Origin of the sequence: Paractinoplanes globisporus DSM 43857, from assembly GCF_000379645.1 — a bacterium.
Taxonomy (GTDB): domain Bacteria; phylum Actinomycetota; class Actinomycetes; order Mycobacteriales; family Micromonosporaceae; genus Actinoplanes; species Actinoplanes globisporus.
Window position 1 is genome coordinate 73,307 of sequence record NZ_KB903303.1, and the last position, 14,072, is coordinate 87,378.

The window sequence follows — 14,072 nt, forward strand, 5'->3', positions numbered from 1 at the left end:
TCGGCATGAGGGCCCGATGAAACGAAGCTTGCGCGCGACCGGCGTGGCCTGCGGCTCAGCCGAGCGCATCCGAATAGGCGAAGGGTTATTGTGACCGCATGCGTGCACGTCTCTCGGATATCGCCCGGCAGGCGGGCGTCAGCGAGGCGACGGTTTCGCGCGTCCTCAACGACCGTCCCGGTGTCTCGGCCGACACCCGCCAGGCCGTTCTCACCGCCCTCGACGTCCTCGGCTACGAGCGGCCCGAGCGCCTGCACAAGCGCAGCGCCGGCCTGGTCGGCCTGATCGTCCCCGAGCTGGAGAACCCGATCTTCCCGGCCTTCGCGCAGGTCATCGAGTCGGCCCTGGCCCAGACGGGCTACACCCCCGTCCTGTGCACGCAAACCCCCGGCGGCGTCACCGAGGACGAGTACCTCGAGATGCTCCTCGACCGCCAGGTCAGCGGCATCGTCTTCGTGGCCGGCCTGCACGCCGACACGACCGCGGACCACGAGCGCTACCAGCGCCTGATCGACCGCCCGATGCCGATCGTCTTCGTCAACGGGTACGCGGAAGGCATCGCCGCGCCCTTCATCTCCTGCGACGACAAGCAGTCGGCCGAGTCCGCCGTCGCCCACCTGGCCGCCCTGGGCCACGAGCGCATCGGTTTCGTCTCGGGCCCCGAGCGCTTCCGCGCCGTGCAGCGCAAGCTCGAGGGTTACCACAACGCGATGCGCCGGCACGTTCCCGCGTACGACCACCGTTCCCCCGACGAGCTGGTCGCCCTGACCCTCTTCGGCGTGGAGGGCGGCGAGGTGGCGGCCGGCCAGCTGCTCGACCGCGAGGTGACGGCGCTGGTCTGCGGCTCCGACCTGATGGCGCTGGGCGCGATCCGGGCCGCCCACCGCCGGGGCCTGACGGTGCCGCGCGATCTGTCGGTGGTCGGCTTCGACGATTCCCCCTTGATCGCCTTCACCGATCCGCCCCTGACGACCCTCCGCCAACCGGTCGCGGCCATGGGCAACGCCGCGGTCCGCGCGCTGGTCGACGAGATCAACGGCCACGCGGCCCCCCGCTCGGAGTACATCTTCCCGGCCGAGCTGGTGGTCCGAGGCTCGACCGCCGCGGCCCCGGCCCGCCGCGTGACCAAGCAGTCCCGCATCCCCGCCGCATAATCGCAGCCCGGCCGGCCCGCAGCCCCCGAAGTCCCGGCTGGTGTGGAAGCGACGTCCGGCAGGGCGGACCGGACGTCGCTTCCTGGGAGCAATGCCTTGACGGACGGGACGCTCAGGAGAAGCGGCCCGCGATCCATGTCGCTACCGTGTTGGCCGAGTCGATCACGGCCGAGTCGTGCGTTGCGCCCTGAATCTCCACATAGGTCACCGGCGGGTTGTAGGCCTGGAGCTCCGGCAGAAGGTAGTCGTGGGTCAGGAACTGCGGGACCGACTCGTCGTCGGTGCCCTGGATCAGCAGGACGGGCGCGGTCGTGGTGGTCTGCGCCGGGCTGTCGAAGTGGTCCAGCTTGGCCACGACGCTGTCCGGCAGCGCGCCGCCGACCAGCAGCTGGGAGGGAGTCAGGTTCTGATAGGACGCGAGGATCTCCATGAGGCAGCCCGTGCCGAGGACCGACGTCTTGGACTTGGCCGGCGGCGCCAGCACCGAGTTGGCGCTGAAGCTCGAGTCGATCGCCTGCAGGCCGTAGAGGCCCATGACCAGGTAACCCTGGTTGGGGGTACCGGGGATCAGCGGCGCCAGGATCCCGGCGTTCGAGACCGGGGCGATGCTCGAGGTGCCTTTCAAGACCAAATTGCCGTCGTACGCCGTCGCGATCTGGTTGGCGAACAGCGCGCCCTGGCCGCCCTGCGAGTGGCCGTCGATCACGTACTGGGCGGAGAGGGCCGAGTCCAGGTTGCGGGCCGCCTTGACGCTGTCGATGATCGCGCGGGCCTCGCTCATGCCGATGAGGTAGGGGTGGGCCTGGGTCGTGCCGAGGCCGGGGTAGTCGGTGGCGGCGATCGTCCAGCCGCGGCCGAGCAGCGCGGCGACCGCGGTGCGGGCCTCGGGCCAGAAGACGCCCTGGTTGGTGGACGGGGTGCACTGGTCGGCGAGCCCGGTGGTGCCGTGTGCCCAGGCCACGACCTTGTTCTGCTTGTAGCTCTTCGGGGTCATGATCAGGCCGGTGGCGGTGATCAGGTTGCCGTTGATGTCGGTGCTGACGTACTGGAGGCGCTTGGCCGTGGCCAGCGGGGCGAGCTCGGGCGGCAGGGTCGCCGTGGTCGAGCTGAGCACCATGCCGGGCAGCGATGCGGCGGACGCCGGGCCGGCCGGACTCACCAGGACCGCGCAGGCGGTCAGCAGGAGGGCCGCCAGTAAGCGCAGGCTTGTTTTCATGCTTCTCCCTTCGATCGGTTCAGAGCCGCGCCACAGCGTATGGCGATAACCACGGCCGGATTAAGTACGCAGATGCGTAGTCCTTTGAGTACTGGCCTCGGAGTGCAGTTCACGAGGACCGGCCGAAAATGCGATTCCGCTGCCTGGTCAGAAAGGGGCAGTCCGCACGGTCCTGTCCGATTTGGACCGCGGGTGATCGCTTGGCATACAGGCCCGCTAGCAGGGAAGAGTCCCCGCCGGTAGATTCACCGGAGGCGCCCGGCCGCCGGCCGCTCGAGGCGGCCGGCGGCGGAATTGATCTTCACTCGGAAGGTCCGTGCATTCGCAAGTTGCACGAAAAGGGGGCGCGGGACGGCCTCTCGCCGACATTGGCACATTCAATTGGCGAACACGCATTGTGTCGACGCGGTCACTGTTCGTACTCTGTGCTCAATAGATCATTGATCGGTGTGAGTGCGAGGAAGCCGGGCCGATCTCCGTCCCCCGGGGGAGCAGAGCATGCTTATCAAAGTGGTCGACCAGATCATCGATGAGGATCTGCACAGCGCTGCGTGGCAGCTCTACCAGGACTGTTTCGAAGAGCTGAACACGCTCGCCGTCCAGCGCCACATGATGTACAAGTCGGAGTTCGACGAGGTGATGCGCGACCCGCGGGTCGACAAGTACCTCGCTCTCACCGACGACGGGACGCTTGCCGGCGTCACCACGTACACCAACGACCTGGACGCCGTGCCGCTGATCTCACCTCAGTACTTCGAGCGTCACTGGCCCGAGCACTACGCGGCACGCAAGATCTGGTACATCGGGTTCATTGCCGTGAGCCCGGAACACCAAGGGCGCGAGGCGTTCGCGCAGATGGTGGAGCAGATGTACCTGGTCGTATCCATCCAGAACGGCCTGGTCGGGCTGGACATCTGTTCCTACAACGACGATGTCCGCCACATGTCCCGGGTATTCCGGCTGATGATCGCCCGGAACTCGGACAACATGCGGTTCAACCGGATCGACCAGCAGTCGTACTGGCTGTACGAATTCCCGTCCGCCGCGTAGCGATCGGTCGGCCTCACTCCATAGGCGACCTCCACATGCACCAGATGGGTGGCCCGTCGGGTAGGTCGATCACGGACCGGACCTGGTATCCGTGCCGGAGGTAGAGGTCGCGGTTGCGAGGGTCGTTCGCTTCGAGGTAAGCCGGGATACCCGCCGCGTCGAGGCGTCGGTGGTGCCGGCGAAGGAGCGTGCTGCCCAGCCCGCGTCCCTGCTGATCGGGACGTACGGCCAGGAAGGCCAGGTAGTGGTGGTCGCCGGTCGGGTGCTCAGCGTCGAGTGCCGCGTCCAGCCGGCATGCCCGGTCGTAGGCATCGCCGGCTACTTCCTTCAGCCGCCGGTCGTAGTCGAGCGGTGGTGGCACCACGGTCGTCAATGGGAACCAGAGGGCGACTCCGGTCAGGCGGCCGGAGCCGCCCTCCGCCATGGTGTAGGCGTCACCATGACGGAGGGCATGCTCGACGAAAATGGCGAAGTAATCGTCGGCGCTCCGGTGACGTAACTCCGTGTCCGGCTCCAGCCATCGCGCCGTCGGGGTGTCCCGCATGGCCACGGCGATCAGGTCGCTGATCTCCGGGACTCCGACTGGCGCGAGGTCACGTATGACCAGATCCTTAACGGCGTACGTCATAGGGTTGTCCTTTTAATACGGGTACCCCCGGGCGCCGACCGGGTCGGCGTGCAGAGGCTTGGGGAAGTCGTTCTCGTTGAGCAGGCTGACTCGGCCGTCGGCACCGCGGCCGATCTGCGCGTACACCTCGGGACGGGCGACCTTCATGATTCCCGCCCAGCAGAACCCGATCGCGGCCACGCCCACGTAGAGCACCGGGATCAGCCACTGGAACGGCGAATCGCCGTCGACCTGCAGGAGCTCGCCGAAGCCGATCACCGTGGCGGTCAGCACGACGGAGAGCAGGAGGAAGGACAGGAACGGGGCGATCATCGCCCGCCACACGTTCTCCCGGCGGCGACCACGGGCGAAGAAGCCGATGACCGCGGCCGACGTGGCCCACATGAGGATCAGCACGCCGAGGCCGCCGATCGTGCTCATCCAGGCGAACAGGTAGACCAGCGGGTCGGCGCCGGACATTGCGTACAGGCTCAGCACCACGATCGCGATGACGCTCTGGGTGACCGAGCCGGCCAGCGGCGCGCCGGTCCGCGGGTGAGTGCGTCCGTACATCGCGGGGAGCACGCCCTCGCGGCCGAGCGCGAACTGATAGCGGGCGACAGCGGCCTGGAAGGCGAGCAAGGCCGCGAAGACACTCGTCAGGAACAGCAGGTAGCCGAGGTCGACCAGGGCCGTGGGCAGGTGGTTGCCGACCAGGAAGAAGACCAGGTCGGTCTGATGCTCGGCGGCGGTCGAGGCGATGTTCTCCGGGCCGGTGGTGACGGCCATGGCCCACGCGGAGATGCTGCACATGAAGGCGGCGATGATCACGGCCCAGTGGGTGGCCCGGGCGATCGTGCGCTTCGGGTCCTTGGCCTCCTCGGAGAGCACCACTGTGGCCTCGAAGCCGACGAAGCCGGCGATCGCGATCACCAGGAGCGAGCCGACGACCGGGGTGAGAAGCGGCGCCGGGCTGAACGAGGTGAAGGTGATCTCGCCACCGTGGGGGTGGCCCAGCATGGTGAGGTCGTAGATGAGCACGATGCTGATCTCGGCGACCAGCAGGACGGCCAGCACCTTACCGCTGAGGTCGACCCAGAGCAGGCCGAGCACGGTGACGATCAGCCAGGCCGCGATCGCGCACACCCACCACGGGGTGATGACGCCGAACGCGGCGAGAATGCCGGACGCGGCCGAGCCGAACAGCCCGAACAGGCCGATCTGCATCGCCGAGTACGCGGGGAGAGCGACGAAGGCGGCGCCCACCCCGACGGTCCGGCCCAATCCATGACTGATGTAGGAGTAGAAGGCTCCCGAGTTCACGATGTGCCGGCTCATCGCCACGAAGCCCACCGTGAACAGGGAGAGAATTACGGCCACCGCCACGTACGCGATCGGGACGGCCGTGCTCCCGATGATCGCGTACGTCGCGGAGATCGCTCCGATGATCACTGTCAGCGGAGCGGCCCCGGCCACGCCGAAGAACACCACGGACGGGACGCCAAGCCTGTTCTTGGCCAGCGCCCGCGCCACGATGTCCGGCTCGACGGGGTCATTTTGCGTCATCAACATCCTCCCGGCCCATTGGTCGAAATTTTCTCGCCGGAGGTGGTGACGCCCGTTGGCACTCACCGCCGACCGACGGTCAGGACCGAGCCCACTGAGGCCTCGGTGTACTCGATGAGGTCCCGTAGATCGCCGGGCAACGCGTCCACGGCGCTCGGCAGGGACTGGAATGCTTGCCGGTGCATCTCGAAGTCGTAGAGCACGTGCCTGGTCAGGCCGGTGGCGGCCACGAGGCCGACGAGTACCCGGTCGGTGAGGCTGAGCTCGATGCCCCGGACGAGGAGGTTGGCCAACCGGGCCGGCGCCCACGCCGCGGCGTTGCGCTGCTCGGGGCTGTTCGGCATGTAGACCACCTCGGTGGACAGCATCCGCCGGCGGGTGATCAGGTCGACCGCACCGAGGCGCACGAGGCGCTCGCCCACCCGGACCTCGGCGTCCTGGGAGAGGAAGGCGAGCCACGTGCGGACCTCACGGTGCCGTTGTTGGGCTATCAGCAGGTCTAGAATGTCGTGCGCCAACGCGTCAGCCGGTGGGTGCCGATCGAGGATGACGAGGTCGCCGTCGGCGATCCCGATCCGTCCTTCAAGGATCAGTTCCCCCAGCAGCGCTGCGGCCAGGCCCAGACCGGTCGCTCGTGGATGGAGTCGAGAACGCCCGGTGCGGTCCTGGTGTGCGATCAGGAAGTACTGGTCAGCCAACACGCTGCCACGCCCCTTAGAACCCAAGTAGACCCAAGTTGTGATTGATCACTGTCTGTACATGACGTGATAACTCGATGTCCGGCGCATCATGTACCCGACCTCAAGGTCAATGCAAGAAGTACTAGACTTCTTGTTCTGAGCTTCAGGGCTCCTCAGTCCACGTTGGATCATGAGCGTGCCGGTCGTAGGATCGGCTACCTGAGGAAACCTGACGGACAAGGGGAGTCCAGGTGTCCGTTGACGAGGGCCCGACGCTACGGCGTCGCCGGCTGGGCGCTGAGCTGAAGCGCTGCCGCGAGGCGGCGGGATTGACGCAGGAAAATGTCTCCCGCCATTTCGAGTGGCATGCTGCCAAGGTCACGCGGATCGAGACCGCGCGCGTCGCGGTGACCGCCCGTGACGTCCGCGACCTGCTGGATCTCTATCACGTCCGCGACGAGGCGTACCGCGAGGCGCTGATCGAGCTCGCGCGCATGTCGCGCGAGCGCACGTGGTGGAGCGACTACCGGGACGTCATCCGACCAGGCAACTTCGTCGGGCTGGAGGCCGGCGCCTCCTCGATGCTGACCTGGGAACCGGTGATCGTGCCCGGCCTGCTGCAGACCGAGAGGTACATCCGGGCGCTCCTGCGGACCGGTCGCTCGTTCGATCCGCCGCACGAGACCGAGCGCCGCGTGCGGCTGCGGCTGACGCGTCAGAGCCGGCTCACCGAACGCCGGCCGCTGGAGTTCGCCGCGCTGATGGACGAATCGGTAGTGCGCCGTGTTGTGGGCGGCCCGGAAGTGATGCAGGAACAGCTTCGGCACCTAATAGAAATGGCTCAATTACCGAATGTGAACCTGCAGATCCTGCCGTTCGGATCCGGCGAACACGGGTTCCTCGGTGGCCCGGTGGCGCTATTGGAGTTCCGTGGTGTGGACGCACAGATGAACCATGGGATTTCCAGGCCCGAAACCACCCATCTGGATGTTGTATATCTTGAAGGTCTTGCGGGAGACTCTTACGAAGAGCAACCTGGCGAGGTTGCCCGTTACCGGAGTGAGTTCGAGCGATTGAGCACCAAGGCGCTCGACCATCGCCAGACAATCAAGATGATCGAGAGCCTGCTGGTCGCGTAGGGCTCCGAGACAAGCGAATAACGGAGGGGGGTGCTTGACATTGCTCACGCACCATCTCAGCGATGCTGCCTGGAAGAAGGGCAGCCGCAGCAACGGTAGTGGCGGCAATAACTGCGTCGAGGTGGCGTTCCTCGACGACGCTGTTGCCGTCCGCGACAGCAAGGACCGGCAGGGCCCGGCTCTTCTGTTCACGCAGGCGGAGTGGACCGCCTTCGTGGACTCGGCCAAGGATGGCGAGTTCGACCTTTCCTGAACCGAGAGCCTACCGATAGGCACGCACCGATGGGAAGTGCTTACGCAAAGTCAACTTTCCACCATGTGGTCTAGCGGAAGCTGCAACGCCCCTCACGGGGCGTTGCAGCCCGGGCACTTTACGTGGCCCGAGCATTGATGGACTCAGATGGACCAAAATTAACGTGAAAAGGCTTTCGGAGTGGCTCCGACGGCTCTAGGTTCCCGTGTGTGGAGCTGGAGTTGCGCCACTTACGAATCGTGCTCGCGATAGCCGAGGCCGGCAGTGTCACGAAAGCCGCCGCCAGCCTCGGGCTCGCTCAACCCGCACTCACGACACAACTGCAGCGCATCGAGCGGATCCTCGGCGGAGCGCTGTTCACCCGGGACCGCCGGGGCGTTTTACCGACGCCACTCGGCGATCTCGTGCTGGCCCGCGCCCGGGTGCTGATTCCGGCCGTGACCGGGCTGCACGACGAGGCCAGCGAGCTCATCAACCTGGGCGGGACGGCCCGTTATCGGGTCGGCGCCACCAACGGGCCGATCGTCGCCGGGCTGGTGCGCCGGCTCAACGACGCGCACCCCGGCGGGCCGGTCTCGATCCACTCGACGTGGTCGGAGAACGAGGTCGCCCGGATGACCGTCGACGGGCGGCTCGACTATGCCCTGCTCGGCGCGTGCTCCACGCCGCCGGCCGGGCTGCCCCCGGGGCTCACCTGGCGGGTGGTCTCGATCGACGCGGTCTGGGTGCTGCTCAACGAGGCGCATCCGCTGGCCGGGCGGGACGAGGTCGGGCTCGGCGAGCTGGCCGAGGAGCAGTGGATCACCGCACCCGGCGACGGCTGCTTCCACGAGTGCTTCGCGGCTGCCTGTTCCCGGGAGGGGTTCGCGCCGCGCACGCCCACCGAGATCGACGCGAGCAGCGCCTTCGACCTCGTGGCCGCGGGCGGCGCCATCGCGCTGTGCCAGGGGACCGTGCGGTCGGCGCCCGGTGTCATCGCGGTCCCGCTGCGCGGGGTGCCGCTGCGCTGGCGGCACCTGCTCGGGTGGGATCCGGACGGTCCGGCCGCCGCGCAGGCCGCCGAGCTCTTCGGGTACGCGGTGGAGGCGTACCTGGAGATCGTGGCGCAGCGGCGGCGGTACTCCCGGTGGCTGGCCGGGCAGCCCGAGCTCGGCGTGCAGAAGTCCGTGACGCTGCTGCACGGCCCGGGACTGCCGGGCCGCTCCGGCCTCGCCGGCCGGAGCGACCCGATGATCGCCTAACAGGTTCCCAGCATGCTCGTCAGGGCCGACTTCTCGGTGCTGGTGACCGTCAGCGCCCAGACGTACTTCACCCGCACCCACGCCCTCGCGTACGTGCAGTAGTAGCTGCTCAGCGGGGGCTTCCAGGAGTCCGGCGACTGGTCGCTCTTGGACTGGTTGACGTTGTCGGTCACCGCGAACAGTTGCGGGTCGGACAGGTCGTTCGCGAACGACTCGCGCTTGGTGGTGGTCCACGCCCAGGCGCCCGAGATCCAGGCGTTCTTCAGCGGCACCATGTGGTCGATGTCGACGTCGGACGCGGCCGTCCAGGTGGCGCCGTCGTACGGGCTGTACCACCGGCCCGAGGTGGCGGCGCAGGCCGAGTTGACCACGACGCTGGTTCCGTCGCGCTTGAGCACGGTCTCCCGGGTGTTGCAGGTACCGGAGATCGTGTCCCAGGTCGGAAAGAGATCACGGTCGTAGGTGGTGGTATGGGTCGAGGCGGCCACGGTCAGCGCGGCGAGCTGAGTCCTGGCCGCCGCGGCGGTGGGGATGCCGGGCGGGGTGGCGTACGCCGGGCCGCCGAACCCGAACTGGGTCAGGGTGGCCAGCAGGGCGACGACCAGCGCGGCGGAGAGCAGGCGGTTTCTCACGAGGGGCCTCCGAGTCGCAAGTGCGGCTGTTGCGAGCAGTCTCGGCCCGGAGGGAGATCGCCCGCCAATGCCAAAACATCCATAGATGTACGGCTATGGAAAGCCTTGGTGTCCATAGACTGGGGTGCATGCAAGCTGGGGTGCTCGCGATCAGCCTCGTCGCGCTGGCGGTCTCGCTCTACGGGATCGTCGATCGACGCGGTGTGGCCCGCCGGTCCGAGCGGCTGCGGTTCATGACCCTGGTCGAGGATCTCCAGCGGTTGCCGGACGGCGAGAACGCGGAGATTCCGGCCGTGCAGGCGTTCCTGCTGCAGCGGACGCTGCACGACGTCACCAGCCCCGAGTACCGGACGCTCGGCGCCGCGCTCAGCCGCTCCGGCTACCCGGCCGAGGCCGAGCAGTGCTGGCGAGAGGCGCTGGTCGAGGCCGAGGACGAGGGGCCGACCCAGGTGCTGTTCGCGCACCGGGGATACGCGCTCTTCCTCTTCGCGGCCGGGCGGCCCGAGGAGGGGCGCGAGCACATGGGGCTGGGGCTGAAGGCGATCGGATCCAACGACGACACCGCGCGCATCCACCGGATCCGTACGTACAAGTACTGGGCGGCCGAGGAGGAGACCGATCGGGCGGCCGGCCTGCGGAAGAAGGCCGAGCAGACGATCATGCACCTCGAGAACGAGCACGCCCGGCTGCGGATGCGCGCCTACCTCGAGCGCGCCGACGGCTAATGCGTGACGAGACCGGTGAGGGTGCCGGTGGCGACGGTGGTGCGTTCGATGGCGTCGAAGGCGTCGGAGACCGAGGTGGCGCCGGTGGGCGCGGAGAGCGCGTACACGGTGAAGTGGTAGTGGTGGGTGCCCGAGGGCGGGCACGGCGGCATCCACTCCGGTCTGCCGGCGGAGTTGTCGAGCTGGCGGGCGGTGGGCGGAACGGTCGCGCCGACCTCGGCCGTGCCGGCCGGGAGATCGACGACGATCCAGTGCAGATAGTTGCCGCCGGGTGCGTCGGGGTCGGCCACCACTATCGCGTACGCCGGGGAGGCCGCACCCGACCATGCGAGAGGCGGGCGATTTCCGGCGCCGGAGCAGGTGAACTCGGCCGGAATGGCGCCGCCTTCGGTGAACGCGGAGCTGGTCACAGTGAGCGTCGCCGATGCCGTGGGTGCGGGCGCGGCCGGTCGGGAATGGCCGCAGCCGGACGCCAGGGCGGCCGGGAAAAGGGCGCTCAGCAGGAGCAAACCGCGACGACGCACGACCCGTATTCTAGTTCCGCGACCGTGACCGGTCCCCGACTCCAGGCGGCGCGATGCGGAACTTCCTCGCCCATCGGTACTTCCGAGAGCTGCTTTCCCTGCGCCTGCCGGTCGGCGACTTCGTGATCTGCGGCAGCGGCCCGCTCTACGCCCGCGGCTGGATCGACGACCCCACCGACCTGGACATAGTCGCCCGCGGCGAGGCCTGGCGGATCGTCGCCGGGCGCGGGCCGGTCGAGCCGGCGCCCTATTCGGCGGCCCGCCGGGTGTCGTTGTTCGACGGCGACCTCGACGTCTTCGACGATTGGTTTCCGCAAATCGGAACGGTCGACGAGCTCATCGCGGGCGCCGATCTCTTCGGCGGCCTGCGATTCATGACGCTCGACGTCGTCGCGACCACGAAACTGATGATGGGCCGGGAACGGGATCGCGACCATCTCGCGGTGTTGCGGGCGCACGGTCACGCGGTGCCGTGAATCCACCAATCGGCGGCCACCAATTCCGCGACCAGGGTCTCGGTCAGCAGTCGTACGCGCGAATCGTCGTCATGCCGGAAGCGGATCGCCTGGGCCGCGCCCGGCACGTCGCCGCCCACGGCGACCACGGTGGAACCGCGCTCGCGTAGCCACCCGAGGGCCTGATCGTCGTAGCGGGAACCGGGGAAGAACAGCGCCCGGTAGCGCAGGGTCTTGGTGAGGTAGACGTCCACGTGGGACCAGTCGCCGGTCTCGCAGCCGTCGGCGGGAACCCGGGGGCCCTCGCGGAACATCAGGGCCGATTGGAGGGCGGAGGAGAGGCGCTCGACCGGGGCGATCGGGAAGACGCCGTCGCCCTTGAGCAGGTCACCGCAGCGCGGGAGCCATTCCGGGCGGCGGGTGAGCAGATTCTCGGTCGCCTCGGCCGCGCGGCGGATCGGGGCGGGCTCGCTGCCGGTGAGGTGGCTGACCAGGGCGTCGAGCAGAATCTGGGTGTGCTGGAAGGAGCGGCAGGCCACGCCGCCTTCTTCGGCACCGGCGTGCATCTCGACCGTGGCGGTGGCTCGGCGAGCCAGTGGGGAGTCCGGGTCGTTGGTCAGCGCCACGAAATCCGACAAATCCGAAATGGCGTCCAGCGTTTCCTGGCTCTTGCCGGTCGCGGAGATCGCCACGACCAGGGAATCGCTTGGCGGTCTGCCTTCCGCCGAGGCGTATTCGGCGGCCGCGTCCATGCCGGCGGCGCGCAGGCGGCGGGCGGCTACCTGGGCGGCGTAGCGCGAGCTGCCCATGCCCAGGAAGATCACGCGGCGGGTGGGTCCGACGAACTCCCAGGGGTTGCGGGTCGCCAGGCGGTCGGCGAGGGCGCGCAGGGAGGCGGGCTTCGCTTCCAGGTCGGCGCGGAACAGTGCCGGATCTATCGTGATCACCCGTACCAGGATCGGAGGACGCCCAGCGGCGCGTATCGCCAGCGGGGGAGGAAGCGGGCCGCGTAGATCAACTCGCGGCACTCCTGCTCGACCTCGAACGGGCGCAGGAGCTTCTCATCGAGCAGATGCGGTACGCCGTGGGCGTCGAGACCGGCGCGGTAGGCGGCCAGGAGATCGTCGGCGGCCTCGCGTCCCCAGTCCAGCAGGGCCGGGCGGTGGCGGCCCTCGGTGCGGCGGTTGGCGATCTCGGCGACGTGCAGGACGCTGGTGCGGAGCTGGGCGAGATCGCGGGCGACCGGCTCGGGGCGGGGCGCGGCGGTCGGGTTGCCGTCGAAGTCGGTGACGGCCAGGTGGCCACCCCGCCAGCGCAGAATCTGCCCGACGTGCAGGTCGCCGTGCAGGTGCAGGCGCGGCGCCGGGGTGCGATAGCCCGATAAAACGGAAATGTCGGCAGAGATCAAGGGTGCGATTGAGCGGACCCACGCGCCGTCCTCGTCGTCACCAACGCAGGCCAGCGCCTCCGCGAGGGTATCGGCCGCGGTGGGCTGCGCCTCCGCTCTGATGCCGCCTGCGGTGGGCTGCGCCTCTGCCCTGATGACGCCTGCGGTGGGTTGCGCCTCCGCGAGGGTATCGGCCGCGGTGGCAGGGGCGTCGGCCGCCGGGACGAGAGGGCCGGGGGAGGAGCCGCCGGCCGAGCCGGGGCGGTCGGCGGTGGGGAAGACGGCGCTCGGACCGGCGGGGGACGGTGCGGCCAGGGCGGCGTGGAGGTCGGCGGCGAGGGTGCCCAGGGCTGGGGCGAAGTTGGCGGGTGGGCCGCCGTTCAGCCAGGCGAGCAGGGCGTTCGTGCACCAGTCCCAGCCGTCCTCGGCCTCCGGAAGATAGGCCGTGACCAGGGCTACCAGGGCGCCGTCGCGGAAGGCGGCCGCATGCGGGGTGGGCATGCGGGTGAAGCCGGCGGCGGCCAGGTGGGCCAGCAGGCGGGGGGCTCGGGCGTCGGGGGTGGGGGTGCGCATCCACTTGACGACGACGCGTTCGCCGACGACCACCGAGACGTTCGTCTGGTCGACCGTGATGGGGCGTTCGGTGCGGTCGCCGGGTGTCAGGGGGAGGTAGACGCGAACGGCGAGGCCGTCGGGGGAGTGGCCGGCGACGATCGCGTCCACCAGGGCGGCGGACGACCCGGGGGTGATCCTCATTCGGCGATCCGTAGCGGGTTGCCGGTCACCTGACGGGCGTAGGAGAGGATCAGCTCGGCCGCCTCGGGCGCGGTCAGGCTCGGATGCCGGGCGACTATGCGGTACCCGTACGCATCCTCGAGGGCGACCAGGTTGCGCCCGATAGTGAGCGAATCGGTGGCCAGGGCGAAGGCGCCCTGCGCCGAGCCCGTCTCGAGGATGATCTGGTACATCGACACCTGGCGGTCGTAGAGCGCGGTCAGCAGCGCCGCGTGGACGCGGTTGCGCCCGGCCGAGCCGCCCAGCTCGCACAGCAGGCGCACGTCCGCGTCGTCGGCGTCGACCGGCAGGCCCGAGCGGATCGTCACCACCAGTTTCTCCACCGGGTCGGTCAGGCCCGCCAGGCGGCGCATGCGGGCCTCGTAGAAGCGCTCCATCCCGGCCTGGTTGGCCTCGAGCAGCAGGTCGGAGAGGTCGGGATAGTGGTAGAGCACGGCGCCGGAGGTGAGACCGGCCTGCTCGGCGACCTGGTTGAGCAGCACGCCGTCGGGGCCGTGCCGGAGCATGGCGCGCCGCGCCGCCTCGATCAGATCGGCCCGCCGCTCGGTGCGCGACTTCCGCGTCGCCATGGTTTCACCTCCTCGTCAACACGAGCCGCACCACCATAGGCTCTGCGTATTGACTATGCGCAAGAGCGCTTGTTGAATC

Annotated in this window: 16 protein-coding genes; 7 read left to right on the forward strand and 9 right to left on the reverse strand. The window is 68.8% G+C overall.

Annotated elements, in window-relative coordinates:
• Positions 1–98 precede the first annotated feature (98 nt).
• The gene (locus A3CQ_RS0117650) at positions 99–1,154 is read left to right on the forward strand and encodes a LacI family DNA-binding transcriptional regulator (RefSeq protein ID WP_020512272.1); all 1,056 of its coding nucleotides are present in this window, start codon (positions 99–101) and stop codon (positions 1,152–1,154) included.
• A 112-nt stretch (positions 1,155–1,266) separates the two neighbouring features.
• On the opposite strand, the gene A3CQ_RS0117655 is transcribed toward A3CQ_RS0117650, so the two are convergent.
• On the reverse strand, positions 1,267–2,370 hold the full coding sequence (locus A3CQ_RS0117655) for an alpha/beta fold hydrolase (RefSeq protein WP_020512273.1): 1,104 nt from the start codon (positions 2,368–2,370) through the stop codon (positions 1,267–1,269).
• Between the two features lie 498 nt (positions 2,371–2,868).
• On the opposite strand from A3CQ_RS0117655, the gene A3CQ_RS0117660 reads away from it, so the two are divergent.
• Complete coding sequence (locus tag A3CQ_RS0117660) at positions 2,869–3,420, forward strand: GNAT family N-acetyltransferase (protein WP_026205811.1); 552 nt, start codon at positions 2,869–2,871, stop codon at positions 3,418–3,420.
• Between the two features lie 13 nt (positions 3,421–3,433).
• On the opposite strand, the gene A3CQ_RS0117665 is transcribed toward A3CQ_RS0117660, so the two are convergent.
• The 3 genes from A3CQ_RS0117665 to A3CQ_RS0117675 form a co-directional block, all read right to left on the reverse strand.
• Positions 3,434–4,048, reverse strand: coding sequence for a GNAT family N-acetyltransferase (locus A3CQ_RS0117665; RefSeq protein ID WP_020512275.1), 615 nt, complete (start codon positions 4,046–4,048; stop codon positions 3,434–3,436).
• A gap of 12 nt (positions 4,049–4,060) precedes the next feature.
• Positions 4,061–5,593: an APC family permease gene (locus A3CQ_RS53230; protein ID WP_245577253.1), complete on the reverse strand. Its 1,533-nt coding sequence runs from the start codon at positions 5,591–5,593 to the stop codon at positions 4,061–4,063.
• A gap of 62 nt (positions 5,594–5,655) precedes the next feature.
• The gene (locus A3CQ_RS0117675; RefSeq protein ID WP_020512277.1) at positions 5,656–6,294 is read right to left on the reverse strand and encodes a GOLPH3/VPS74 family protein; all 639 of its coding nucleotides are present in this window, start codon (positions 6,292–6,294) and stop codon (positions 5,656–5,658) included.
• A gap of 230 nt (positions 6,295–6,524) precedes the next feature.
• Here A3CQ_RS0117675 and A3CQ_RS0117680 point away from each other — a divergent pair, with 230 nt between their 5' ends.
• From A3CQ_RS0117680 to A3CQ_RS0117690, 3 genes are all read left to right on the forward strand, one after another.
• On the forward strand, positions 6,525–7,412 hold the full coding sequence (locus A3CQ_RS0117680; protein ID WP_020512278.1) for a helix-turn-helix domain-containing protein: 888 nt from the start codon (positions 6,525–6,527) through the stop codon (positions 7,410–7,412).
• 40 nt (positions 7,413–7,452) lie between these two features.
• Positions 7,453–7,665: a DUF397 domain-containing protein gene (locus A3CQ_RS0117685; RefSeq protein ID WP_026205812.1), complete on the forward strand. Its 213-nt coding sequence runs from the start codon at positions 7,453–7,455 to the stop codon at positions 7,663–7,665.
• A 209-nt stretch (positions 7,666–7,874) separates the two neighbouring features.
• Entirely contained in the window at positions 7,875–8,906 is a 1,032-nt protein-coding gene (locus A3CQ_RS0117690) for a LysR family transcriptional regulator (protein WP_026205813.1), read from the forward strand.
• Here the strand turns inward: A3CQ_RS0117690 and A3CQ_RS0117695 are convergent.
• The gene (locus A3CQ_RS0117695; RefSeq protein ID WP_020512281.1) at positions 8,903–9,538 is read right to left on the reverse strand and encodes an HNH endonuclease family protein; all 636 of its coding nucleotides are present in this window, start codon (positions 9,536–9,538) and stop codon (positions 8,903–8,905) included. The genes A3CQ_RS0117690 and A3CQ_RS0117695 overlap by 4 nt on opposite strands.
• A gap of 128 nt (positions 9,539–9,666) precedes the next feature.
• Between A3CQ_RS0117695 and A3CQ_RS0117700 the strand changes: the two genes are divergently transcribed.
• Positions 9,667–10,263 carry a hypothetical protein gene (locus tag A3CQ_RS0117700; RefSeq protein ID WP_157296018.1) on the forward strand — a complete coding sequence of 199 codons (597 nt, stop codon included), beginning with the start codon at positions 9,667–9,669 and terminating at the stop codon, positions 10,261–10,263.
• On the opposite strand, the gene A3CQ_RS53235 is transcribed toward A3CQ_RS0117700, so the two are convergent.
• A complete protein-coding gene (locus A3CQ_RS53235) occupies positions 10,260–10,787 on the reverse strand; it encodes a YbhB/YbcL family Raf kinase inhibitor-like protein (RefSeq protein WP_157296020.1) in 528 nt (175 codons plus the stop codon). The two genes, A3CQ_RS0117700 and A3CQ_RS53235, sit on opposite strands and share 4 nt — an antisense overlap.
• Positions 10,788–10,840: 53 nt before the next feature.
• Here A3CQ_RS53235 and A3CQ_RS53240 point away from each other — a divergent pair, with 53 nt between their 5' ends.
• Entirely contained in the window at positions 10,841–11,263 is a 423-nt protein-coding gene (locus tag A3CQ_RS53240; protein ID WP_020512284.1) for a hypothetical protein, read from the forward strand.
• Here A3CQ_RS53240 and A3CQ_RS0117715 read toward each other — a convergent pair.
• The 3 genes from A3CQ_RS0117715 to A3CQ_RS0117725 are packed head-to-tail and all read right to left on the reverse strand — an operon-like array spanning position 11,248 to position 13,993.
• Positions 11,248–12,189, reverse strand: a complete 942-nt coding sequence (locus A3CQ_RS0117715; protein ID WP_020512285.1) for an SIS domain-containing protein — start codon at positions 12,187–12,189, stop codon at positions 11,248–11,250. The genes A3CQ_RS53240 and A3CQ_RS0117715 overlap by 16 nt on opposite strands.
• Positions 12,186–13,385 (reverse strand): hypothetical protein, encoded by a 1,200-nt coding sequence (locus A3CQ_RS0117720; protein ID WP_020512286.1) that lies wholly within the window; start codon positions 13,383–13,385, stop codon positions 12,186–12,188. Before A3CQ_RS0117720 ends, A3CQ_RS0117715 begins: the two co-directional genes overlap by 4 nt.
• Positions 13,382–13,993: a TetR/AcrR family transcriptional regulator gene (locus A3CQ_RS0117725; protein ID WP_020512287.1), complete on the reverse strand. Its 612-nt coding sequence runs from the start codon at positions 13,991–13,993 to the stop codon at positions 13,382–13,384. Before A3CQ_RS0117725 ends, A3CQ_RS0117720 begins: the two co-directional genes overlap by 4 nt.
• Between the last annotated feature and the right edge of the window lie 79 nt (positions 13,994–14,072).

Coding starts and splice junctions, on each gene's coding strand:
- A3CQ_RS0117650 (WP_020512272.1), top strand. CDS start 99: ATGCGTGCACGTCTCTCGGATATCGCCCGGCAGGCGGGCGTCAGCGAG.
- A3CQ_RS0117655 (WP_020512273.1), bottom strand. CDS start 2,370: ATGAAAACAAGCCTGCGCTTACTGGCGGCCCTCCTGCTGACCGCCTGC.
- A3CQ_RS0117660 (WP_026205811.1), top strand. CDS start 2,869: ATGCTTATCAAAGTGGTCGACCAGATCATCGATGAGGATCTGCACAGC.
- A3CQ_RS0117665 (WP_020512275.1), bottom strand. CDS start 4,048: ATGACGTACGCCGTTAAGGATCTGGTCATACGTGACCTCGCGCCAGTC.
- A3CQ_RS53230 (WP_245577253.1), bottom strand. CDS start 5,593: ATGACGCAAAATGACCCCGTCGAGCCGGACATCGTGGCGCGGGCGCTG.
- A3CQ_RS0117700 (WP_157296018.1), top strand. CDS start 9,667: ATGCAAGCTGGGGTGCTCGCGATCAGCCTCGTCGCGCTGGCGGTCTCG.
- A3CQ_RS53240 (WP_020512284.1), top strand. CDS start 10,841: ATGCGGAACTTCCTCGCCCATCGGTACTTCCGAGAGCTGCTTTCCCTG.
- A3CQ_RS0117720 (WP_020512286.1), bottom strand. CDS start 13,385: ATGAGGATCACCCCCGGGTCGTCCGCCGCCCTGGTGGACGCGATCGTC.
- A3CQ_RS0117725 (WP_020512287.1), bottom strand. CDS start 13,993: ATGGCGACGCGGAAGTCGCGCACCGAGCGGCGGGCCGATCTGATCGAG.